This window comes from Micromonospora sp. WMMD723 (assembly GCF_049863385.1).
Classification (GTDB): domain Bacteria; phylum Actinomycetota; class Actinomycetes; order Mycobacteriales; family Micromonosporaceae; genus Micromonospora; species Micromonospora wenchangensis.
Genome location: NZ_JBMKNR010000001.1, coordinates 790082 through 812669, shown reverse-complemented (window position 1 = coordinate 812669; position 22588 = coordinate 790082). Strand labels below are relative to the sequence as shown.

The following is a 22588-nucleotide window of genomic DNA, read 5'->3' as shown; positions in this document are numbered from 1 at the left end:
TGTCCGGCCGGTGACGCCCGGATGAATGTGAGTAGGGCGACGCGCGATCTGCGGTCTGGTGAGGCTTTCGATCGATTCGCGGGCATTGACACCTTGCGGCCGACTGAATAGTTTTCTAGCTTCACCACCAAGCAGCCACGGCCAGTTCACCGTGCCCGGCTTTCCTGGACGCGTCCGGCGACATCCCGCTCGCACTGTCGGGGAGGGCGTGCGGACCGGCGAGCGGGGGAGACGAAAGCGATGACCTCACCGCCTGCGGTCGACCCGGCCGCGGTGCTGTCGCCGACCGCCGAGTTCCGGGTGCCGCGGCAGGTGTCGAAGTGGACCCCGCGCCGGACCGACGACGCGTCGCACCGGCCCGCGTACGCCCCGGTGCCGTTGCCGCCGACGGACGCCGAGATGGTCTCCTACCGCAAGCGGCGACTGGCCGCCCTGATGGTGCCGTCGCTGGTCAGCTTCGGCTGCCTGATCACCAGCCAACTGCTCTTCGTCCGGCTCGCCCCGTGGCTGTGGCTGCTCGCCCCGCTGCTGTTCTTCACCGTCGTCTACTACCTGATCTCGCTCGCGGTCAACCTGTTCACCCCGGGCTTCGACCTGGCCCGGCACCAGGAACTGGTGCGCACCTGGCGGCCGGTGAGGTACCCGAGCGTCGACGTCTTCCTGCCGGTCTGCGGCGAGCCCGCGCACGTGCTGCGCAACACCTGGGAGCACGTGCGGGCGATGGGCCGCCACTACCGGGGCGAGGTCACCGTCTACGTGCTCGACGACTCGCCCAACGAGGCGATGGAACGGATGGCGCTCGCCTTCGGCTTCGTCTACCAGCGGCGACCCAACCGGGGCTGGTTCAAGAAGGCCGGCAACATGCGGTACGCCTTCGAACGCACGATGAGCGACTTCATCCTGGTGCTGGACGCCGACTTCGTCCCGCGTAAGGACATGCTCGACCAAATGCTGCCCTGGTTCGACGCCGAGCCGAAGGCGGGCATCGTGCAGTCGCCGCAGTACTTCCGGGTGCACCTGGGGCAGACCTGGGTGGAGCGCGGGGCCGGGGCGGTGCAGGAGCTGTTCTACCGGTCGGTGCAGGTGTCCCGGCAGGCCCACGACTCGGCGATCTGCGTGGGCAGTTGCGCTGTCTACCGGCGTGACGCGCTGTTCTCCATCGGCGGGTCCACCCTCATCGAGCACTCCGAGGACGTGCACACCGGCTTCGACCTGCGGATGAAGGGGTGGAACCTGCGCTACATCCCGGTCGTGCTGGCCGCCGGGCTGTGCCCGTCGGACGTGGACTCGTTCTTCACCCAGCAGTACCGCTGGTGCGCCGGCTCGATGAGCCTGCTCGGGTCGCGGAAGTTCTGGTCGACGAAACTGCGGCTGCGGGCCCGGCTCAGCTACATCTCCGGCTTCTGCTACTACCTGCACACCGGGTTGTTCACCTTCGTCGCGCCGGTCATCCCGGTGCTGATGCTGACCGTGTTCGCGCACCAGATCGCGATCGCGAACTACCTGCTGATCCTGCCCAGCGTGGTCTACAACCTGGTCATCTTCCCGTTCTGGCACCGTAACCGGTACGGCCTGGAGAGCTGGACCGTCAAGATGATCTACGGCTGGGCGCACGCCTTCGCCATCATCGACATCGTCCGGGGTCGGCGGATGGGCTGGCAACCCACCGGCGGCACCGCCAAGAAGAGCAAGACCCGGCGGCTGTGGACCGGGATGCGGGTCTGGACCGCCGGCACCGGCCTGGTCTGGGCCGGCGTCGCCGGGTGGCGGATGCTCGTCGAACCCGAACCGTGGATCTTCGCGCCGGCCCTGCTCAGTGCGGTCTTCTACCTGGCCGTCGTCGGGCAGGCGCTGCTTGTCGATCCGGAGCGCGACGTCGAGGTCGTCAGGTGAGGACGAAGTACCTGGTCACCTTCCTGCTGGTGGTCGCGCTGGCGTTCACCGAGTTCGCCGTGCTGCGCCGAGTCGACATCACGGTCGCCGGGTCCGCCGCCGGGCCGGGCGGGGTCGCCGCCACCGAGGAACAGATTCCGGCGTACGACGTCAGCGCACTGAAGTCGCCGAAGGGCAAGTACCTCGGCGTCACCGTGACCGGCGGTGCCGAGATGGGCCGGGTCCGGAAGTTCGCCGGAGAGACCGGCAAGACGCCCAACCTGGTGGCGATCTTCGAGAGCTTCGACGACAGGTTCGCCGCCAGCGAGGTCCGCGAGCTGCACAACTACGGCGCGTTGGCGGTGATCCGCTGGGAGCCGTACGACGTGCCGCTGCGGGACATCGCCGCCGGCAGGCACGACGCGTACGTCAAGGAGTTCGCCACCGCCGTGCGCACCCTGAACCTGCCGATCGCGCTCACCTTCGCCCACGAGATGAACGGCCACTGGTACTCCTGGGGGACGAAGCAGACCAAGGCCACCGAGTACGTCGCCGCCTGGCGGCACCTGCACGACATCTTCACCCAGCAGGGTGCCACCAACGTGATCTGGACGTGGACCCCGAACGTCGTCAACTACCTGCGCAAGGTCAGCATCAGGGCGCTGTACCCCGGGGACGCCTACGTCGACTGGGTCGGCATGGACGGCTACTACACCAACCGGGGCCCCAAGACGTTCCAGGACCTCTTCGTCCCCACCATCACCCAGATCCGCACCTTCACCAGGCGTCCGCTGCTGATCGTGGAGACCGGGGCGGAACCGGGCAGCCGGCGACCGGCCCAGATCACCGACCTGCTCACCAACGTGGCCAAGCGCAGGGACCTCCTCGGGGTGGCGTACTTCAACATCAACGGCTCCGGGAAGTGGAACATCGACCGGGACGACGCCGCGCTGCGCGCGTTCCGCCGGGCCGCCGCCAAGGACACCTTCGGCTTCGACATCAGGACCGTGAAGTGACCGCGCCGACGGTGCAGTGGACCGGGCAGGCCGACCCGGCGGAGGTCACCGGCCACGCCGTACCCCGGCGGGCGGTGGGCCGGGGCGGCGGCTGGTGGGCGCTGCTGCCGACCGTCGTCGCGCTCGGCCTCGGCTGGTGGCGGCTGGACGCCCGGGACCTGTGGAACGACGAACTGGTCACCTGGCACGTCACGTCGCTGTCGGTCGAGCAGTTCCGGATGCTGGTCGGCAACATCGACCTCGTGCACGCAGGCTACTACGTGATCATGTCGGTGCTGACCACGCTGACCGGGGACTCGACGACCGCCCTGCGGCTGCCGTCGGTGCTCGCGATCGCGCTCACCGCCGGCCTGGTCACCCTGATCGGGCGGCGACTCTTCGACACCCCGGTCGGGGTGCTGGCCGGCCTGGTCTTCGCCCTGCTGCCCACCGTCTCCCGGTACGCCCAGGAGGCACGCTCGTACGCCCTGGTCACCCTGGCGGCGGTGGCGGCCACCTGGCTCTTCCTGCGCGCGGTGGACCGACCGACCCGGGGCCGCTGGTGGGCGTACGGCGTGCTGCTGGTGCTGGTCGGCTGGCTGCACTTCGTCGCGCTGCTGGTGGTGGTCGCGCACCTGTTCCACCTGTGGCGGTCGGTACCCGGCGAGGAACCCCGGTGGCGGTGGGCGGCGTCCACCGGCATCGCCGGGCTGTTCGTCCTGCCGGTGCTGATCCTCGGTAGCCGGCAGTCCGGGCAGATCTCCTGGGTGGAGAACGACGGCGACGCGGTGCTCCGGTTCCTGGCGAACCTGACCGGCACCACGGCCGCGTTGGCGCTGGTCGCGGCGCTCGCCGTCCTCGCGGTGGCGGTCGCCGGCCCACGCTGGCGGGCCACGGTGCTGATGCTGCTGGTCTGGGCCGTGCTGCCCCCGGTCGCCGGCTACCTGACGTTCAGCGTGGTGCACCTGTTCCTGGCCCGGTACTTCCTGTTCACCGTCCCCGCGTGGGCGCTGCTCGCCGCGTTCGCGGTCTGCCGCACCGCCCGGCTGGCCACCCGGGAGCGGTTGCCGGCGGCCTGGCTGGCCGGGGCGCTGGTGCTGCTGCCGGTGCTGGCCTGGCAGACCCTGCCGGCCCAGGAGCGGGTGCGCTCCAACGAGGCCGACGGGCAGCCCCGCTACCTCGACGCGGTCCGTTACCTGGGCAAGCAGGTCAAGCCGGGCGACGGGGTCGCGTACAACGACGGGTTCGGTGGCTCCAGCGACGTGGCCCGCAAGGCCACCGACTACGGCCTGCGCGACCAGGCACACCCCCGGGACGTCTTCGTGGCCGTCCCGGCCCGGCAGACCGGCTGGCTGACCGCCCGCGAGTGCCGGGAGCCGCTGCCCTGCCTCGGGGACACCAGGCGGATCTGGCTGGTGGAGACCGGCCACCTCGACGACCCGCTGGCCGGGTTGCCGCCGGCCCGGGAGGCGCTGCTGCGGCAGCGTTTCCTGATCCGGCACGTCGAACGGTTCGACCGGGTCCGGGTGGTCCTGCTGGAACGCAAGCCGGCCTGACCGGGCGACGGCACCGGCCCGGCGGCGGACCGTCGGCGGCACCGGCTCGGCCGGGCACCGGTGGGGGGAGGTCGCGGGTCACCGCCGGCGCGCGAGCAGCGCCACCGTCACCCCCGGCCGGGGGTGGACCTGCTCGACGGTGAACCCGGCCCGCAGCGCGTCGCCCTTGCCGCCCGGGACCGTGGCGAGCGGGTCGTCGTGCCGCCCGGCGACCACCAGCCAGACCCGGTCCACGCCGGCCAGGCAGCCGGCGGGCCGGTCGCACTCGCGGACCCACAGGTCGGCCCGGTCCCGCCGCCCCTGGGCGACCAGCACGTCCCGGGGCCGGGGCCCGTCGGTGGCCCGGTCACCGGCGATCCGGGGCAGGTGGTAATCGATGCCGAGGTCGAGGAAGAGCCAGCCGTCGCGGGGCGCGTAGACCACCGCGTCGCCGGGCCGCTGGCCGGCGGCGATCACGGCCGCCGCCCCCCGGTAGTCGACCGTCGTGCTGCGCGGCCAGCCGTGACTGTGCCGTACCGCCGCCTGGTCGGGCAGCCCGAGCAGCGCGGCGAGCGCCACCACCGCCAACCCCGCCCCCACCGGCCGGCCCAGCGGGCGCGCCGGTCGGGGCCACTCCGGTCCGGTCGGCTCCCGGGCCGCCCGCGGTGCGGGGCCGGCCAGGGCGGCACCGGCGAGCAGGCAGGCGAAGGGGACCGTGAAGAACAGGTACCGCGGCACCCAGAGGGGCACCGCCAGCGCGGCGACGAAGACCAGGAGCACCGGCAGCAGCACACAGAGGCCGGGCAGCAGGGCCCGCCGCCCCGAGCGGGCCGCCCCGAGCGCGGCGAGCCCGACGAGCACGCCACCCACCACGCCGCTGTGCGCCAGCGCGCCCGGCAGGGCCGCCAGGTCCGCCAGTCGGGCCGGAGCCACCCAGTCGAGCTGGTGGGACCGCTGCCGCTGCGCCGTGGCCAGCAGCGGCACCAGCACCACCATGGCGACCGACACGGCCGGTACCCACCCCCGCAGCGGCCGGTCCCCCCACCTCCCACCCGTCCCTCCGGCAACGGTCGCACCGTCGTCGACGCGGTCGTCCCGGGGCCGGGCGTCGCGACCGCGGGAGTCCGGGGCTGGCGCGTCCTGCGGACGGGCGTCACGCGGGCGGGCGTCCTGGTGGCGGGCGTAGCCCTGGACGGTCAGCACCGCCACGGCGTGCGCGGCGAGCAGAGTCAGGGCGAGCAGATGGGCCAGGCCGAGCCCGGTGACGGCCGCCGCGTAGCCGGCCCAGCGCAGCCGGCCGGGACGGTCCAGGGCGCCGACCAGCAGCACGGTGGCCAGCACGGCGAGCAGGGTCACCAGCGCGTACGGCCGGGCCTCCTGCGCGTACCGGGAGGTGCCGGGCAGGACCGCGAAGAGCAGGCCGGCGAGCAGGCCGGCAGGTGCCCCGAACAGCCGCCGTCCGAGGACGGCCGTGAGGCCGGCCGCCCCCGCCATTGCCAGCACCGAGGGCAGTCGCAGTGCCGCCACCGAGTCGCCGAACACACCGGTCCAGCCGTGCACCACCAGGTAGTACGCCCCGGTCGCCGCGTCGACGGTGCCGGTGAGCCGGGCCAGGTCCCCGACCGGTCGGGTGGCCGCGCTCCAGGTGGCCAGCTCGTCCCGCCAGGGTTGGGCCCGGTTGATCCCCCAGCAACCGGCGGCCAGGGTGACCAGCAGCGGAACCGCCCAGACCACCGACCCCGCCGTCAGCGCCGGCAGCCGCCCCCGGCGCGACCCTGCCGCTGCCGCTGCCGCTGCCGCCGGCCCGGCGTGTGGGTCCGTCGGTGCTGGTTCACGGGAACGCGGGTGCGCATCAGAATGCCCACCCGAATGCCCCTTTCCGGACATCGCGCCCACGAGTCGAGGGTCCCACACCGGCTCCGGCGATACGGCCGGAGCCGAAGGTCACCAGAAGGCCCGCCGGTCGTGCGGGTGAGTTCGCGTCCTTTCGAGCTGATGGCGCAGACGATTCACCCGGTCCGGTGCGGTCCGTCCCCTCCCCGGCCGCAACCCCGGGTCCCGCCCCCAGGACTCGTCCCGGCCGGCGGGATGGCCGCCGTCGGCCCGGATGAACCCCCGGCTCGGATGGACCCCCGGCTCGGATGGACCCCCGGCTCGGATGGACCCCCGGCTCGGATGGACCCCCGGCTCGGATGGACCCCCGGCTCGGATGGACCCCCGGCTCGGATGGACCCCGACCCACGGCACATGCGGGCCGCTGAGCGGGCCGGGGGCCCTTGATCGACTCATGTGGGCCGATGTTGCGGTGTCTGTCCAGCCGGATACCCCTTCTGGCGCCCATTGGCGACCGCCCAGCCTGGCGGCCCAGCCCGGCGGCCCAGCCCTCGGCCGCCCAGCCCGGCGGCCCAGCCCTCGGCCGTCCAGCCCGCCCGCCGAGCCCGGCCGCCCCGCCCGTCCAGCCCGGCCGTCGAGCCCTCGGCGGCCCAGACCGCCCGCCTTGTCAACTCAGGTGGGTCGATGTTGCAGTCGTTGTCTGGCCGGATGCCGCAACATCGGCTCACTGGTCGCGGCACGGCCTCGGTGACGTAGGGGATGCGGCCCGTGATGTGGGATGCGGCACGCGGTCCTTGGCCGGTTTCCGCAGGGTGTGGGAGCATGGCTGCATGACCGCCGCTGTCGTCCGCCGCTTCGTGGCACGTCGCCACGTCGACTACGGCCGTGTGCGCAGCGCGATCTGTCCGGCCCACTGACGACGCCCGACCCATCCGTCTCGGGCGCGTATTCTGCGCCGGCCGTTCCGACACCGTTGTCCTCGGCCCTTCCAGGGCCGGCCGCCGCCGCGTCCGCGCTCCCCCCGAGGCACCGCAGAGACAACGGAGGACGCCGCGATGGCGGTCAGCAGCACCCCGGCCCGTCCCGGGACCCCGACGGCCACCGCCGTTCCCGCCACCCGCGCTCCCCGTCGTCCCCGTGGCGAAGGACAGTGGGCCCTCGGCCACCGCGAGCCGCTCAACCCCAACGAGCGGATCAAGAAGGACGACGACCCGCTGAACGTCCGGGCCCGGATCGAGAACATCTACGCCCACGGCGGGTTCGCCTCGATCGACCCGCAGGATCTGCGCGGCCGGTTCCGCTGGTGGGGCCTCTACACCCAGCGTAAGGCCGGCATCGACGGCGGGCGCACCGCCGTGCTGGAGCCGCACGAGCTGGAGGACGAGTTCTTCATGCTCCGGGTCCGGGTCGACGGCGGCCAGCTCTCCCTGGCCCAGCTCCGGGTGATCGCCGACATCTCCCGGGAGTTCGCCCGGGACACCGCCGACATCACCGACCGGCAGAACATCCAGTACCACTGGATCCGGGTCGAGGACATGCCGGAGATCTGGCGTCGGCTGGAGTCGGTCGGCCTGCAGACCACGGAGGCGTGCGGCGACTGCCCCCGGATCGTGCTGGGCAGCCCGGTCGCCGGGGTGGCCGAGGACGAGGTGCTCGACCCGACCCCCGCGCTCGACGAGATCGTCAGCCGCTACGTCGGCGACAAGGCGTACTCGAACCTGCCCCGCAAGTTCAAGACCACCATCTCGTGGCTGGTCGACACCCCGTACGAGGCGAACGACATCGCGTTCCTCGGGGTCGAGCACCCGGAGCACGGCCCCGGCTTCGACGTCTGGGTCGGCGGTGGCCTGTCCACCAACCCGATGCTGGCCAAGCGGCTCGGCGTCTGGGTGCCGCTGGCCGAGGTGCCGGACGTCTGGGCGGGCGTGGTCGGCATCTTCCGCGACTACGGCTACCGCCGGCTGCGTAACCGGGCCCGGTTGAAGTTCCTGGTCGCCGACTGGGGCGTGGAGAAGTTCCGCGAGGTGCTGGAGAAGGAGTACCTGGGGCGTACCCTGCTCGACGGCCCGGCCCCGCAGCTGCCCGACAAGCCGGTCGACCACATCGGCGTGCACCGGCAGCGCGACGGGCGCAACTACGTCGGGGCCGCCCCGGTGGTCGGGCGGGTCTCCGGTGGGCAGCTGGCCAAGCTCGCCGACGTGGTCGAGGCGCACGGCAGCGACCGGGTGCGGCTCACGCCGTACCAGAAGCTGCTGGTGCTGGACGTGCCGCCGGCGCGGACGGAGTCCCTGGTCGACGAGCTGCGCGGGATCGGCCTGGAGGCCCGGCCGTCGGCGTGGCGGCGCGGCACCATGGCCTGCACCGGCATCGAGTTCTGCAAGCTGGCCATCGTCGAGACCAAGGCGCGTGGCGAGGAACTGGTGGCCCGGCTGGAGGAGCGGCTGCGCGACTTCGACGCGGACATCTCCATCCACCTCAACGGCTGCCCGAACGCCTGCGCCCGCACCCAGGTCGCCGACATCGGCCTCAAGGGGCAGCTGGTGGTCGGCCCGGACGGCCGTCAGGTGGAGGGCTTCCAGGTGCACCTCGGCGGCGGGTTGGGCATGGCCCAGGGGCAGACCGCCGGGTTCGGCCGCAAGCTGCGCGGCCTGAAGACCACCGCCGACGAGCTTCCCGAGTACGTGGAACGACTGGCCCGCCGCTACCTGGCCGGCCGGACCGAGGGCGAGACGTTCGCCAACTGGGTGATCAGGGTCGACGAGGAGGAACTCCGATGAGCGAAACCCGATCCGCGCCGCTGCACTGCCCGTACTGCGGCGAAGAGGACCTGCGGCCGAACGAGGCCGGACACGGCGCCTGGGAGTGCCACGCCTGCGCCCGGGTCTTCACCGTCAAGTTCAACGGCCTGCTGAGCCGGGCGGTGACCCGGTGACCGGGCTGCTCTCCGCCACCGGCCTGGGCCTGGTCGGCCCCGGTGGCCCGAGGACGACCGACCCGGCCCGTCGTGACCCGGCCGAGCTGCGGGCGCTGGCCGAGCGGGCCGGCCGCGAGCTGGAGGGCGCCCCGGCGTTGGAGATCGCCCGCTGGGCGGCCGACACCTTCGGCGACCGGTTCTGCGTGACCAGCTCGATGGCCGACGCCGTGCTGGCCCACCTGGTGTCCCGGGTCGCCCCCGGGGTGGACGTGATCTTCCTGGACACCGGGCTGCACTTCCCGGAGACGCTGCGGGTCCGCGACGAGGTGGCCCGTCGCCTGCCGGTGAACGTGCGCTCGATCCGGCCCCGGCAGACCGTCGGCCAGCAGGACGGCGAGTACGGTCCCCGGCTGTTCAACCGCTCCCCGGACGACTGCTGCCAGCTGCGCAAGGTCGAGCCGTTGGAGCGGGCCCTGTCCGGGTACGACGCCTGGGCCGCCGGGCTGCGCCGGGACGAGTCGCCGACCCGGGCGAACACGCCTGTGGTGACGTTCGACCCCCGGCGCGGCAAGGTGAAGGTGAACCCGATCGCCGCCTGGTCCCAGGCCGACGTGGACTCCTACATCTCCCGCTACGACATCCCGGTCAACGAGCTGCTCAGCCGGGGCTACGGCTCGGTCGGCTGCTGGCCGTGCACCCGCCGGACCAGGGCGGGGGAGGACCCCCGGGCCGGCCGCTGGGCCATGTTCGAGAAGACCGAGTGCGGTCTGCACGTCTGACCGGGCCGGCGCACGCCCCGACTCCCGGCGCGGCGCGGCCGGGACGGACCGGTGCGGGTGTGCCGGTGGTGCTGGTGGCGCACGGCAGCCGGGACCCCCGGGCGGCGGCGGCGACCCGGGCGCTGGCCCGTGCCGTCGAGACCGCCCGTCCCGGTACGCCGGTGCTGCCCAGTTGGCTCGACCACACCGCGCCGGGGCCGACGGAGGTGCTGCGGGGGTTGGCGGCCGACGGGCACCGTACGGCGGTCGTGGTGCCCCTGCTGCTCACCGCCGCGTACCACCGGCGGGTGGACGTCCCGGCGGCGGTGGCGGCGGCCCGGGAGGCCGCTCCCGGGCTGACGGTACGGGTCACCGACGTGCTCGGGCCGGCCGACGGGACGGTGGACGCGGGGTTGCTGGCCGGGTTGGGCCACCGCCTGGCGCAGGCGTGGCCGGGGCCGGTGGACGCGTTGGTGCTGGCGGCGGCGGGCACCCGGGACGCGCGGGCCCGGGGGTCGGTGGGGCGGGTCGCCGCCGCCCTCTCCGCCGGGTACGGGGTGCCCTGCACGGTGGCGTACGCCTCGGCGGCCCCGCCGACCACCGACGTGACGGTGGCCCGGCTACGGGCGACCGGTGCACGTCGGGTGGCGGTGGTGGCGTACTTCCTCGCGCCGGGGCTGTTCCACGATGCGGTGGCGGCGGCGGCGGAGCGGGCCGGGGCGGTGGCCGTCAGCGCCCCGCTGAACGACTCCCCGGATCTGGTGGATCTGGTGCTGCGCCGGGTCGACACGTCGGGTGACGGGTGACCGGAGTCACTCGCATGTTCATTACCGTAGGTAATTGTCTCGCGACAATGCATTGACGAATTCTGATCACGGGGAGTGCGGGCAGCAGAACGCCCCGGCGGGCGGACCCGGCCGGGGCGGACAGCGTGTGTGATCGGTTTTTTCAGGCGGAGTGAGCGCGCAGCACCCGGAGACCGCCACGGCGCTTGACCGCGCGGCGCTCCTCCTCGCTCATCCCGCCCCAGACGCCGGCGTCCTGACCGGACTCCAGTGCCCACTGGAGGCACTGATCGGTCACGGAGCAGCGCCGGCAGACGGCCTTGGCCTGCTCGACCTGCAGGACAGCAGGGCCGGACGTCCCGATCGGGAAGAACAGCTCCGGGTCCTCGTCGCGGCAGACGGCATTGTGACGCCAGTCCATGGCGGCAACACTCCTCATTCTGGATGGATGGCAGTAACGCTGGTGCTTTTCTTATATCCGTCCGCAGTGCCGGTCGTCACGGTTCGCATACGACTATTCGGCAATGCGTGAGCAGACTCGTTTTCAGCGCCTGGGCCTGCTGGAACTGCTCAACCGGCCGAGCATATCCAGGCAATGTCCCGGTAACTCAAGTTCGCTTGTGAATACTTTCACGAACGAACGCGATGTCAAGGGGTGACGCTCGGAAAAACTCCGCTCGGTGAGCAAGCTCACGACCCTTTTGTCCGGTTCCCGGGCTTCCCCGTCACCCGGCGTACCACAGTCGAGGATCAATATAGTACAGTCCGCGTGACATTGCTGACATTTCCGGCACTCCTCCTCGGTGTGGCGGCCACCGCGCCGCGCGGTGTCCCGACCGCTCGACCTAGGGCGTTACCCGAGACCTAGCAGATTACTCTCAGTGCGCCGGAAACGGAGGTGAATCTGACTTTGTGTCGCTCGCCGAGGTAGTCCCCGTCCAGCTGGAAGGCCTGTGGGCGGGCCGAGACCAGCGTGAACTCCTCCAGATCGTGCAACCGGAGCACCTGCTTGCCGCGCGGATCGGGGTGTCGGGAGAGGAACTGTGTCACCGTCCGTGTCGTGCTGGCGACGCGGAGCTGACGGAGCGCCATCACGTCCAGCCCGAGATCGAACGACGCCGCCGGGTTCGGGTTGACCTCCCGGTCGCCGAGGTACGTCCACGGCGCGGTGTTCTGGATGATCACCGTCGCCAGCTCGGCCTCGGCCGGCTCGCCCGGCCGCTCCAGGCTGATCGCCGGATGCCGCCGGTCCGAGCCGAGGAAGTAGTGACTCAGGGTGGAACGGAAGTAGAGCGCGGGGGAGGAGACCCGCCCCCGCCGCCGGGCCTGCTCCACCCGGTGGATCACGGCCGCGTCCAGGCCGAAGCCGGCGCAGAAGGTGAAGTAGCGGTCGTCGGCCCGGCCCAGCCCGATCGTGCGGGACCGGCCCAGCCGCAACCCCTCCAGGATCATGCTCGTGCCGTCCGCCCACTCCCGGGGCAGCCCGAGGGCGCGGGCGAAGACGTTGGTCGAGCCGCCCGGCACGGTGGCCAGCGCCGGCAACCGCTCCGCCGGAGAGCCGCCGGTGCGGATCGTCGGGGGATCGGCGGTCATCAGGCCGTTGACCACCTCGTTGACCGTGCCGTCACCACCCAGGGTGACCACCAGGTCGACGCCCTCCTGGGCGGCCTCCCGGGCCAGGTCGGTGGCGTGGCCCCGGCGTCGGGTGTACCGCACCGACAGGTCTACTTGGCTGCGCAGTGCCCGGACCAGCACGTCCCGGCTGCGTTCGCTGGTGGTGGTGGCCTTCGGATTGACCACCAGGACGGCCCGCATGGCCGGCACTTTACGTGATGGGGCAGGGGTATCGTGGCCCGCGTGACGATCGACTCCGCGCCGGTTCCCGACACCCTGCGCTGGGCGGTACGCCTGCTGCGGGCCGAGGCCGTCGCCCTGGCGCTGCTCGCCGGCTGGCTGGTCTGGGCCGACCTCACCGCCACCACGACCGACCTGGTCTCGGCACTCTTCGTGACCGGGTTCGCCATCGCCGGTGCGGTCGCGCTCTGGGCGTTGGGCGGGGCACTGGCCCGCCGCCGGGCCGGTGCCCGCGCCCCGGCGATGGTGCTGGAGCTGATGCTGGTGCCGGTCGGCTGGTTCATGATCTCCGGCGGGCTGGGCTGGCTCGGCGTACCCCTGATCGTGCTCGGGGTGGGCGTCTGCGCGCTGCTGGTCAGCCCACCGACCACCCGGGCCCTGGGCTTCGGCTGACCGACGCCGCCGGACGCGGCGCGAAGCCGCCGGCCGGGGCCGGTCAGTAGCCGGCGGAGCGGCGGGTCAGCAGCGAGATGGTGGCCCGGCCCTGGGTGGACTCGGCCGCCGCCGCCGTGGTCAGCGCGGTGAGCACCTTCCAGGCGAACGAGGACTCCCCGGGCAGGGTTGCGCCGCGCACGGTCGGCACCGTCACCTCGACGGTCAGTGCGTCCTCGGTGACCGAGAACCGGCACTCCAGCTCGGCGTCGCGGGTGGCGATGGCGAGCAGCATCGCGCACGCCTCGTCGACCGCGATCCGCAGATCCTCGATCTCGTCGAGCGCGAACTGGAGGCGGGCCGCGAGCCCCGCCGTGGCGGTGCGCAGCACGCCCAGGTAGCCGCCGTCGGCGGGCACGGTGAGGTGCACGACGTCGTCGTCGGTCGCTGGCTGGCCGGTCAGTTGAGTCACGCCTCATCCCCCCGGTCCGGGACTCTACCCGGCCGGGCGGACGGGCGCGTGGCCGACGTCACCCCTTCGGCGGCGAGGCCGTGCAGGGCCGTCCCGTCGAGCCGGTAGGGCACCCACTCGGTCATCGGCTCGGCCCCGATCGAGGCGTAGAAGCGGGCGGCCGGGTTCCAGTCGAGCATCCACCACTCCAGCCGCCGGTAGCCGCGCTCCACACAGATCCCGGCGAGCGCGGCCAGCAGCGCCCGGCCGGCCCCGGTGCCCCGCCACGCCGGGCGGACGTACAGGTCCTCCAGGTAGATGCCGTGCACGCCGGCCCAGGTGGAGAAGTTGAGGAACCACAGCGCGAAGCCGACCGGCTGGTCGTCGTCGTCCACCGCGACATGCCCGAACAGCGCCGGAGCCGGCCCGAACAGGGCGGTGTCGAGCTGTGCCGGGGTCAGTCCGCAGCGGTCGGCGGCCTGCTCGTAGTCGGCCAGCTCGTGCACCATCGCGACGACGGCCGGCACGTCCCCAGGACGCGCCGGCCGGATCGTCGGTGCCGTGGTGGGCAGGCTCACGCCTGCTTGGTCTCCCAGAAGATCTTGGAGATCTCGTCGATCTTCTGGAGCAGCTCGTCGGCCTTGGCCGGGTCGGTGGCACCCTTGGCGCCGGCCGCGCCCGCCGCCTTGGTGGCCTCGTTGAACAGCTGGTGCAGGTGCGGGTACTTCTCGAAGTGCGGCGGCTTGAAGTAGTCGGTCCAGAGCACCCACAGGTGGTGCTTGACCAGGTCGGCGCGCTGCTCCTTGATCAGGATCGCCCGGGTGCGGAACTCGGGGTCCGTGTTCGCCTGGTACTTCTCGCAGATCATTTTGACCGACTCGGCCTCGATCCGGGCCTGCGCCGGGTCGTAGACGCCGCAGGGCAGGTCACAGTGTGCGCTGGCGGTCACACGGGGCGAAAGGATGCGGGGAAGTCGCATCAGGCTCCTCCATGGGGATGTTTGCGATGATCCGAGCCGACATTACTCCTGAGAACTTCCCCGGCAGGGGCGGAGGGAACACCTCGTGACGGTCGGCGGTTCCGGTCCCACCCTTCGGTTGCGCGCCCCGTTCACCGCCGTCGGCGTGACCGGGCCGTCCATGTCGCCCACCCTGCGCCACGGCGACGCGCTGCTGGTCCGCCGGGGTGGCCGGCCCGTCCGCCCCGGCGACGTGGTGGTGGCCGTGTTCCGCAGCCGCCCGGACCTGTTGGTGGTCAAGCGCGCCGTCCGTCCACAGGACGGCGGATGGTGGCTGCACGGTGACAACGCGCTGGTCACCGACGACTCCCGGGCGTACGGGGTGGCCGACGTGCTGGGCCGGGTGGTGTTCCGCTACTGGCCCCACCCCGGTCGGCCGGCCGGGGCACCGATATGACCCTCCTCACAACCCGGTACCGGTGGCCTGACTATGCTCGGGAGGTGCCCGGGTGACCCCCGTACCGCGTGTCGCCGCTCCGCCTCACCTCGCGCCCTCGCGCCGGCCGCTCCGTCTGTTCGACAGATCCTGGAGTCACCATGTCTGCGTCCACCGTGGATCCCGCTGATCCCGTCTTCCGACTGCACCTCGGCGGCAAGCTCGCCGTCGCCTCGACCGTCCCGCTGACCAGCCGCGAGGACCTCTCGCTCGCGTACACCCCGGGGGTGGCCCGGGTGTGCGAGGCGATCGCCGCCGACCCCGCGCTGGTCGACGACTACACCTGGGTGTCGCACACCGTCGCCGTCGTCACCGACGGCTCCGCCGTGCTCGGCCTCGGCAACATCGGCCCCCGCGCGGCGCTGCCGGTGATGGAGGGCAAGGCGGTGCTGTTCAAGCAGTTCGCCGGCGTCGACGCGGTGCCGGTCTGCCTGGACACCCAGGACGTCGACGAGATCGTGGCGACGGTCCGGGCCCTCGCCCCCTCGTTCGGCGGGATCAACCTGGAGGACATCAGCGCCCCGCGCTGCTTCGAGGTGGAACGGCGGCTCGACGAGGCGCTGCCCATCCCGGTCTTCCACGACGACCAGCACGGCACCGCGATCGTGGTGCTGGCCGCGTTGCGCAACGCGGCGTCCCTGCTCAACCGCAAGCTCGGCGACCTGCGGGTGACGGTCAGCGGGGCCGGCGCGGCCGGCGTCGCGGTCACCCACATGCTCGTCGCCGGGGGAGTGGACCCCGAACAGGTGGTGGTCTGCGACTCCCGGGGCGTGATCGGCCGGCACCGCGACGACCTGACCGAGACCAAGGCGTACCTCGCCGAGACCACCAACGCGCAGGGGCGGCGCGGTGACGTCACCGAGGCGCTGCGCGGCGCGGACGTGCTGATCGGCGTCTCCGGCGGGCGGATCCCCGAGGCGGCGGTCGCCGGGATGGCCCCCGGTGGCATCGTCTTCGCGCTGGCCAACCCCACCCCCGAGGTGGACCCGGAGGTCGCCGCCCGGCACGTGGCGGTGGTCGCCACCGGACGCAGCGACTACCCCAACCAGATCAACAACGTGCTCGCCTTCCCCGGGGTGTTCCGGGGCGCGCTGGACGCCCGGGCCACCCGGATCACCGACGGGATGAAGGTGGCCGCCGCCGACGCGATCGCCGGGGTGGTCGACGGGGCGCTCAGCGCGGACGCCATCGTGCCGTCCCCGCTCGACCCCCGGGTCGCCCCGGCGGTGGCGGCGGCGGTGGCCCAGGCGGCCCGCCACGAGGGCGTCGCCCGCGCCTGAGCGACAGGCGGCGGGCACCCCACGCGCCCGGCGAACAGGTGCGCAGGGTCCGGGTCGGTCGGCCCGGACCCTGCGGGAACGATCGTCGCGCTGTTACGGTGCGGATCATGCGTGCCGCCTATGCCTCCCGGTTCGACGCCGACAACCCGCTCGCCGCGCTCACCGTCGGCGACCGTCCCGAGCCCGCCCACCTCGACGACGACTGGGTGACGGTGCAGGTGCGGGCCAGTTCGCTCAACCACCACGACCTGTGGTCGCTGCGCGGGGTCGGGCTCGCCGACGGTCAACTGCCGATGATCCTGGGCTGCGACGCGGTCGGCACCGACCCGGACGGCAACGAGGTGGTGATCTACCCGGTGCTGCCTACCCCCGGCGATCCGCGGGGCGTCTCCATCCTCTCCGAGCACTACCAGGGCACCCTGGCCGAGCGGGTGGCCGTACCCCGGATGAACCTGCTGCCGCTGCCGACCGGCCTGTCGGCGACCGACGCGGCCTGCCTGCCGACCGCCTGGCTCACCGCGTGGCGGATGCTCACCACCCGGGGCCGGATCGCCGACGGCGAGGCGGTGCTGGTGCAGGGGGCCGGCGGCGGGGTCGCCACCGCCGCCGTCGCGCTCGGCCTGGCGCTGGGCAAGCGGGTGTACGCCACCAGCGGCGACGCCGCCAAGCGGGACCGCGTCGCCGCGCTGGGGGCGACCGCGCTGGAACCCGGCGCCCGGCTGCCGGAGCGGGTCGACGTGGTGATCGAGACGGTCGGCGCGGCCACCTTCGACCACTCGTTGAAGTCGGCCGCCCCGATGGCCCGGATCGTGGTCGCCGGGGCGACCTCGGGTCACCTGCCGCCGGTGAACCTGCGCCGGGTCTTCGCCATGCAGCTGGAGATCCTCGGCACCTCGATGGGCACCCCGGACGAGCTGACCGAGCTGCTCGCCTTCTGCGCCGAGCACGAGGTACGCCCGGTGGTCGACAGCGTGGTCCCGTTCAGCCGGGTGGCCGACGCCTTCGCCCGGCTGCACTCCGGTGCGGTCTTCGGCAAGGTCGTGGTCGACCACACCGCCTGACCCGTCGCTCAGAGGCGGTCGTCGAGGGTGGCGATGTCCCCCCGGGTGGCCGAGGCGGGCAGCCGGTCCCGGGCGGCCGCGTCGCCGTAGAGCGTCCAGCGGAGGAACTCGACGATGGTGTCGGAGACCACCCGCAGGGCCGTGTCGTCACCGAGCAGTACCCGGCCGTGGTCGCCCCGGGTCAGGCTGAGCATCGCCTTGGGCCACGGCACCGCGTCGTAGACGGCCTTGCCGGCGGCGTAGTCGACCACCTCGTCGGCCCGGCCGTGCACGAAGAGCTGCGGGGCGGCGGCCCCCGCGAAGGCGGTGCCCACGCCCAGCCCGGTCCCGGCGAGGACCACCCCGGCGCGCAGCCGCTCGTCCCGGCCGGTGGTGAACAGGCCGATGGTGGTCACGCCGCCGGCCGAGTGCCCGGCGGCGGCCACCCGGTCGGTGGCCAGCCGGCCGCGCAGCGGGTCACCGGCCTTCGCGTCCAGCGCCAGGACCTTGTCCAGCACGTACGACACGTCGGCGGGCTGGTTGAGCACGTCCAGGACGCTGCCGTCGGTGCCCTTGCCGGTGTGCGGGAAGGTCGGCGCGGCCACCACGAAACCGGCCGCCGTCCAGCGGGTGGTCAACGCCCGGTAGTCGGTCGGCCGCCCGTCGAGGCCGTGGCTGAACGCCACCACCGGGAACCGGCCGGCCGCCACCGGGGCGTCGCGCTGCGCCGCTCCACCGGCGGTGCCCCGGGCCGGATACCAGAGGGTCACCGGCAGCGGGCGGTCGCCGCCCCGGTTCAGCCGCAGCTCCCGTACGCCGACCGCGAACGCCCGCGTCGGCGCGGTCCCGGCGGGAACGCGCGACGCCTGCGGGGTGGCCTGCGGCGCGGTCGCCTCCGGCGTCGGCGACGGGGCGGCGGGGGGCGCGGACGGCGACGCCGAGCAGCCGACGAGGCCGGCGGCGAACAGCGCGGCGGTCAGCAGGACCGGGATACGACGACGGGACATGAGAACGATTGTGCCTGCCCGTCGCGGCTGCCCGGCGGGCTACGGCCCGGCGTCGGCCAACCGGTCGTCGAGGGTGGTGACGCCCGGGCGGGTGGCGTCGGCGCGCAGCCGCCGGCCGGCGTCCCGGTCGTCGTAGAGGGTCCAGCGCAGGAAGTCGGTGACGGTGGCGAGCACCTGCTCGAAGCCCGGCCGACCCGGGGTGAGGTATTCGCCGTGACCCTGCCCGAGCACGCTGAGGAACGCCTTCGGGCCGCCCGCCCGCCGGTAGCCGGCCCGCCCGACGGCCAGCGGCACCACCGGGTCGGCGGTGCCGTGCACGAACAGCAGCGGGGCGCTCGGCCCGGCGAAGGCACCGGCCAGTCCACCCCCGGCGATGATCACGCCGGAGCGCAGCCGGGTCGGGTGGCCGGAGGTGAACATGCCGGCCGTGGTGAAACCGCCCGCCGAGTGCCCGGTCGCCGCGAACCGGCCCACGTCCAGGTGCCCGGCGAGCGGGTCACCGGCGCGGGCGTCCAACCGGACCAGGTGCCGGATCACCCGCCAGCCGTCGGCGGGCTGGTTACGGACGTCGGCGCGGCTGAACCGGGCCGCCCGTCGGTTGGTGTAGGGGTAGGTCGGCGCGGCCACCACGAAACCGGCGGCGGCCCACCTGACGGCCAACGCGGCGTGCAGCGCGGGGAGGCTGTGCAGGCCGTGGCTGTGCACCACCACCGGGAACCGGCCCGGGGCGACCCGGCCACCCACGCCCGGATACCAGAGCGTCACCGGCAGCGGGCGCGGCCCGGCCGGATCGACGGTGAGGGTGCGCACCGCGACCGGCAGGGCGTGGTCCGGGGCGTGCCGGGCCGGCGTCGGCGGTGGCGGGTCGGTGGCGGCGGCGGCCGGGCCGCAGCCGGCGAGCAGCGCGGCCAGCACCACGGCGCACAGCCGCCTCACCCCCATGCCTGCACGGTAGGTGGTCGACGGACCGGTCCGGCCCGGCCGTCCGGACGATGGTGGTCACCGCCCCGGTCGGTCCGGCTCCACCGCTCGGTCCGCCCCGGCCAGCACCGCCCGGGTCTGCCGGGCGATCTCCCGCTCCTCGTCGGTGCCGACCACGCAGACGCTGACCGGCGCGCCGGCCGGGGAGATCACCCGGTCGCCGGTGCCGGCGTTGCGGTCGGGGTCGACGGCGATGCCGAGCCGGTCCAGTCCGGCCAGGGCGGCGGCCCGTACCTCGGGGGAGTGCTCGCCCACCCCGGCGGTGAAGGTGATCGCGTCCGTCCCGCCCAGCAGCGCGTGGTAGGCCCCGACGTAGCCGGTGATCCGCCGGCAGTAGACGTCGAAGGCGAGGACCGCGCCGGGATCTCCGGCGGCCCGACGGGACTGCACCTCCCGCATGTCGTTGGCCCCGGCCAGCCCGAGCAGCCCGCTGCGGTGGTTGAGCAGGTCGTCGATCTCGTCGACGCCCATCCCGCCCGCGCGGCGCAGGTGGAAGATCACCGTCGGGTCGAGGTCCCCGCTGCGGGTGCCCATCACCAGCCCTTCCAGCGGCGACATCCCCATCGAGGTGGCCACGCTGCGTCCGCCGTCCACCGCGCAGGCGCTCGCCCCGTTGCCCAGGTGCAGGCTGATGGTGCGCAGCCGGTCGTACGGCCGGTCGAGCAGCTCGGCGGTGCGCCGTGACACGTACGCGTGCGAGGTGCCGTGGAAGCCGTACCGGCGGATGTCGTGGCGGCGGGCGGTGTCCAGGTCGATGGCGTACGTGGCGGCGGACTCGGGCAGGGTGTGGTGGAACGCGGTGTCGAAGACCGCCGCCTGGGCGACGTCCGGCAGCAGTTCCCGGGTGACCTCGATGCCGGCCAGGTTCGCCGGGTTGTGCAGGGGTGCCAGCGGCACCAGCTCCCCGATCGCGGCGACGACCGCGTCGTCGATCCGGACCGGCGCGCTGAACCGCCGGCCGCCGTGCACCACCCGGTGCCCCACGGCGGTCAGCCCGGTCAGGTCGAGCCGGCCGAGGACGTCCCGGACGGCGGTGGCGTGGTCGGGCGGGCCGCCACCCGGCTCGCCGACCCGCTCCACGGTGCCGGAGTCGACGGTCGACCCCCCGGCGTAGAGCCGGTACTTCACCGACGACGACCCGCAGTTGAGCACCAGCACCCGGTCGGTCACGACCCCTCCTTTGACGATCCGGCCGCCTGGATGGCGGTGATCGCCACGGTGTTGACGATGTCGGCGACCTTCGCGCCCCGGGACAGGTCGTTGACCGGTCGGCGCAGGCCCTGCATCACCGGCCCGACGGCCACCGCCCCCGCCGACCGCTGTACCGCCTTGTACGTGTTGTTGCCGGTGTTGAGGTCCGGGAAGATGAACACGGTGGCCCGGCCGGCGACCGTGCTGCTCGGCAGCTTCGTCGCCGCGACCTGCGGGTCGATCGCCGCGTCGTACTGGATCGGCCCCTCGACCAGCAGGTCGGGCCGGCGCTCGCGGACGAGCCTGGTGGCGGCGGCGACCTTCTCCACGTCGGCTCCCGCGCCGGAGTCCCCGGTCGAGTACGACAGCATCGCCACCCTCGGCTCGATGCCGAACCGGGCCGCCGTGTCGGCCGAGGAGATGGCGATGTCGGCGAGCTGGGCGGCGTCCGGGTCGGGGTTGACCGCGCAGTCGCCGTAGACCAGCACCCGGTCGGCGAGCAGCATGAAGAACACGCTCGACGCCACCGAGACACCGGGCACGGTACGGATGATCTCGAAGGCGGGGCGGATGGTGGCGGCGGTGGTGTGGGTGGCCCCGGAGACCATCCCGTCGGCGTGCCCGGTGGCCACCATCATGGTGCCGAAGTAGTTGGGTTGGGCCACGATGTCGTGCGCGATCTCGGCGGTGACGCCCCGGTGGGCGCGCAGCGCCGCGTACCGGGTGGCGAACTCGTCCCGCCAGGCGCTGCCGGCCGGGTCGACCACCTGCGCGCCGGTCAGGTCGATGCCCAGCTCACGGGTGCGACGGGCCACCTCGTCCGGGCGGCCGAGCAGGGTCAGCTCGGCGACCCCCCGGCGGAGCAGGATCTCGGTGGCCCGCAGGATGCGCTCGTCGGTGCCCTCGGGCAGCACCAGCCGGCGGCGGTCGGCGCGGGCCCGGTCGATCAGGTCGTACTCGAACATCAGCGGGGTGACCCGCTCGGAGCGGCTGACCCGCAGCCGGCGGGCCAGGTCGACGGTGTCGACGTGACCCTCGAACGCGCCGAGCGCGGCCTCCACCTTGCGCGGGTTGGCCGGGCCGGGCCGGCCCTCGATGTGGCTGGACGCCTCGACCGTGTCGTAGCTGTCGCTGGTCACCGAGAGCACGGCGAAGCCGGTGTTGAGCCGTTCGACCAGGCGCATCGCCCGGGGGTCGGGCTGTTCGCCGAGGGTGAGCACCACGCCGGCGAGCGAGACCTGCCCGGCGACGTGCGCGGTGGCCGCCGCGACCAGCAGGTCGGCCCGGTCGCCCGGGGTGATCACCAGGGCCCCCTCGGTGAGGTGGTCGAGCAGGGTCGGCACGTGCGCCGCGCCGACCACGTAGTCGAGCACGTCCCGGCCGAGGGCGGCGTCGTCGCCGGCCAGCAGGGTCGCGTCGAGCGCCGCCGCCACCTCGGCCACCGTCGGCGCCGACACGCTCGGCACCTCCGGGATGGCGTACGCGGGGACGGGCAGCTCCGGCAGGGTCAGCGCCCCGGTCACCCGGTTGGCGATCACCGCCAGCACCGTCGCGCCCAGGTCGGCCAGATCGTGGTACGCCCCGCGCGCCGCCGCCGTGACCGCCTCCGGTTGCTGCCCGAAGCCGTCGACCACGGGCACCACGACGCTGCCGAACTCGGTGGCCAGCCGGGCGTTGAAGGCCAGCTCCCGGGGGCCGGCGGTGTCCCCGCCGTCGGTGAAGTCGCTGCCCACCACGATCACCGCCGGGCAGCGCCGCTCCACCGCCCGGTACCGCTCGACGATCCGGGAGATCAGCTCCTCCCGCCGGCCGTCGGCGACCAGGGCCGCCGCCTCGGCGTACGTGGTGCCGGTCAGGTCGGCCTGGGGCAGGTCGATCCGGTAGCGGTCGTGCAGCAGGGCGAGGATCGGGTCGTCGCCGGTGTCGGAGACCAGCGGCCGGAACACGCCGATCCGTTCGACCTGCCGGGAGAGGAGTTCCGCGAGGCCGAGGGCGATGGTCGACTTACCCCCGCCGGACCCCACGCTGGTCAGGTAGACGCTGCGGGCCACGGCACCACCCTAGGAGATCACGTCGGCTCCCGCCCGGGACCTTCGCCCTGAACCGTCGCCGGCAGGTGCCCGCAGGTGCGACCCGAGTCTCATTAGTGGGACGGGCTGGAAGCTGAGTGATCCTCGTGCCTAAACTCGCATCCCATGACTGCCGACCGCCTGAGCAGGAAAAATGCGCCATCCAAAGGATCGAAGCCCATGGGCGCGCTCGGTGT

Annotated in this window: 21 protein-coding genes; 11 read left to right on the top strand and 10 right to left on the bottom strand. The window is 73.4% G+C overall.

What is annotated here, in order from left to right; translation table 11 throughout:
• The first annotated feature begins 240 nt into the window (after window positions 1-240).
• Genes ACN261_RS03660 through ACN261_RS03650 form a run of 3 tightly spaced genes read left to right on the top strand, consistent with a single transcriptional unit; the run spans window position 241 to window position 4423 of the window.
• On the top strand, window positions 241-1893 hold the full coding sequence (locus ACN261_RS03660; protein ID WP_425848406.1) for a glycosyltransferase family 2 protein: 1653 nt from the start codon (window positions 241-243) through the stop codon (window positions 1891-1893).
• The gene (locus ACN261_RS03655; protein ID WP_425848404.1) at window positions 1890-2888 is read left to right on the top strand and encodes a glycoside hydrolase family 26 protein; all 999 of its coding nucleotides are present in this window, start codon (window positions 1890-1892) and stop codon (window positions 2886-2888) included. The genes ACN261_RS03660 and ACN261_RS03655 overlap by 4 nt, the downstream gene beginning before the upstream one ends.
• Window positions 2885-4423, top strand: coding sequence for a glycosyltransferase family 39 protein (locus ACN261_RS03650; protein ID WP_425848401.1), 1539 nt, complete (start codon window positions 2885-2887; stop codon window positions 4421-4423). The genes ACN261_RS03655 and ACN261_RS03650 overlap by 4 nt, the downstream gene beginning before the upstream one ends.
• Before the next feature lie 78 nt (window positions 4424-4501).
• On the opposite strand, the gene ACN261_RS03645 is transcribed toward ACN261_RS03650, so the two are convergent.
• Window positions 4502-6136 (bottom strand): glycosyltransferase family 39 protein, encoded by a 1635-nt coding sequence (locus tag ACN261_RS03645; RefSeq protein ID WP_421483939.1) that lies wholly within the window; start codon window positions 6134-6136, stop codon window positions 4502-4504.
• Between the two features lie 1154 nt (window positions 6137-7290).
• Between ACN261_RS03645 and ACN261_RS03640 the strand changes: the two genes are divergently transcribed.
• Genes ACN261_RS03640 through ACN261_RS03625 form a run of 4 tightly spaced genes read left to right on the top strand, consistent with a single transcriptional unit; the run spans window position 7291 to window position 10713 of the window.
• Window positions 7291-9012 (top strand): nitrite/sulfite reductase, encoded by a 1722-nt coding sequence (locus ACN261_RS03640; protein WP_204926839.1) that lies wholly within the window; start codon window positions 7291-7293, stop codon window positions 9010-9012.
• Complete coding sequence (locus tag ACN261_RS03635) at window positions 9009-9167, top strand: IS1 family transposase (RefSeq protein ID WP_141723017.1); 159 nt, start codon at window positions 9009-9011, stop codon at window positions 9165-9167. The genes ACN261_RS03640 and ACN261_RS03635 overlap by 4 nt, the downstream gene beginning before the upstream one ends.
• Window positions 9164-9928 carry a phosphoadenylyl-sulfate reductase gene (locus ACN261_RS03630; RefSeq protein WP_421483938.1) on the top strand — a complete coding sequence of 255 codons (765 nt, stop codon included), beginning with the start codon at window positions 9164-9166 and terminating at the stop codon, window positions 9926-9928. Before ACN261_RS03635 ends, ACN261_RS03630 begins: the two co-directional genes overlap by 4 nt.
• Complete coding sequence (locus tag ACN261_RS03625; protein ID WP_421483937.1) at window positions 9910-10713, top strand: sirohydrochlorin chelatase; 804 nt, start codon at window positions 9910-9912, stop codon at window positions 10711-10713. The genes ACN261_RS03630 and ACN261_RS03625 overlap by 19 nt, the downstream gene beginning before the upstream one ends.
• A gap of 142 nt (window positions 10714-10855) precedes the next feature.
• Here the strand turns inward: ACN261_RS03625 and ACN261_RS03620 are convergent, their stop codons facing one another.
• Window positions 10856-11113, bottom strand: a complete 258-nt coding sequence (locus ACN261_RS03620) for a WhiB family transcriptional regulator (protein ID WP_067311984.1) — start codon at window positions 11111-11113, stop codon at window positions 10856-10858.
• Window positions 11114-11556: 443 nt separating this feature from the next.
• The gene (locus ACN261_RS03615) at window positions 11557-12507 is read right to left on the bottom strand and encodes a diacylglycerol/lipid kinase family protein (RefSeq protein ID WP_204926841.1); all 951 of its coding nucleotides are present in this window, start codon (window positions 12505-12507) and stop codon (window positions 11557-11559) included.
• A 42-nt stretch (window positions 12508-12549) separates the two neighbouring features.
• Between ACN261_RS03615 and ACN261_RS03610 the strand changes: the two genes are divergently transcribed.
• The gene (locus tag ACN261_RS03610; RefSeq protein WP_425848395.1) at window positions 12550-12939 is read left to right on the top strand and encodes a hypothetical protein; all 390 of its coding nucleotides are present in this window, start codon (window positions 12550-12552) and stop codon (window positions 12937-12939) included.
• Between the two features lie 43 nt (window positions 12940-12982).
• On the opposite strand, the gene ACN261_RS03605 is transcribed toward ACN261_RS03610, so the two are convergent.
• Genes ACN261_RS03605 through sodN form a run of 3 tightly spaced genes read right to left on the bottom strand, consistent with a single transcriptional unit; the run spans window position 12983 to window position 14348 of the window.
• Complete coding sequence (locus tag ACN261_RS03605) at window positions 12983-13390, bottom strand: ATP-binding protein (protein ID WP_204926843.1); 408 nt, start codon at window positions 13388-13390, stop codon at window positions 12983-12985.
• Window positions 13387-13947: a GNAT family N-acetyltransferase gene (locus ACN261_RS03600; protein ID WP_425848393.1), complete on the bottom strand. Its 561-nt coding sequence runs from the start codon at window positions 13945-13947 to the stop codon at window positions 13387-13389. Before ACN261_RS03600 ends, ACN261_RS03605 begins: the two co-directional genes overlap by 4 nt.
• Window positions 13944-14348, bottom strand: coding sequence for a superoxide dismutase, Ni (gene sodN, locus ACN261_RS03595; RefSeq protein ID WP_088645999.1), 405 nt, complete (start codon window positions 14346-14348; stop codon window positions 13944-13946). Before sodN ends, ACN261_RS03600 begins: the two co-directional genes overlap by 4 nt.
• 85 nt (window positions 14349-14433) lie before the next feature.
• Here sodN and ACN261_RS03590 point away from each other — a divergent pair, with 85 nt between their 5' ends.
• From ACN261_RS03590 to ACN261_RS03580, 3 genes are all read left to right on the top strand, one after another.
• Window positions 14434-14784: a S24/S26 family peptidase gene (locus tag ACN261_RS03590; protein ID WP_425848392.1), complete on the top strand. Its 351-nt coding sequence runs from the start codon at window positions 14434-14436 to the stop codon at window positions 14782-14784.
• 140 nt (window positions 14785-14924) lie between these two features.
• Window positions 14925-16103, top strand: coding sequence for an NAD(P)-dependent malic enzyme (locus ACN261_RS03585; protein WP_421483934.1), 1179 nt, complete (start codon window positions 14925-14927; stop codon window positions 16101-16103).
• A 98-nt stretch (window positions 16104-16201) separates the two neighbouring features.
• Window positions 16202-17164 (top strand): zinc-binding dehydrogenase, encoded by a 963-nt coding sequence (locus ACN261_RS03580; protein ID WP_421483933.1) that lies wholly within the window; start codon window positions 16202-16204, stop codon window positions 17162-17164.
• A gap of 8 nt (window positions 17165-17172) precedes the next feature.
• Here the strand turns inward: ACN261_RS03580 and ACN261_RS03575 are convergent, their stop codons facing one another.
• The 4 genes from ACN261_RS03575 to pta are packed head-to-tail and all read right to left on the bottom strand — an operon-like array spanning window position 17173 to window position 22373.
• Window positions 17173-18150 carry an alpha/beta hydrolase family protein gene (locus tag ACN261_RS03575; protein ID WP_421483932.1) on the bottom strand — a complete coding sequence of 326 codons (978 nt, stop codon included), beginning with the start codon at window positions 18148-18150 and terminating at the stop codon, window positions 17173-17175.
• 39 nt (window positions 18151-18189) lie between these two features.
• Complete coding sequence (locus tag ACN261_RS03570) at window positions 18190-19092, bottom strand: alpha/beta hydrolase family protein (protein WP_421483931.1); 903 nt, start codon at window positions 19090-19092, stop codon at window positions 18190-18192.
• A 57-nt stretch (window positions 19093-19149) separates the two neighbouring features.
• Window positions 19150-20301, bottom strand: coding sequence for an acetate/propionate family kinase (locus ACN261_RS03565; protein ID WP_421483930.1), 1152 nt, complete (start codon window positions 20299-20301; stop codon window positions 19150-19152).
• Entirely contained in the window at window positions 20298-22373 is a 2076-nt protein-coding gene (gene pta, locus ACN261_RS03560; RefSeq protein WP_421483929.1) for a phosphate acetyltransferase, read from the bottom strand. Before pta ends, ACN261_RS03565 begins: the two co-directional genes overlap by 4 nt.
• Window positions 22374-22588: the final 215 nt, after the last annotated feature.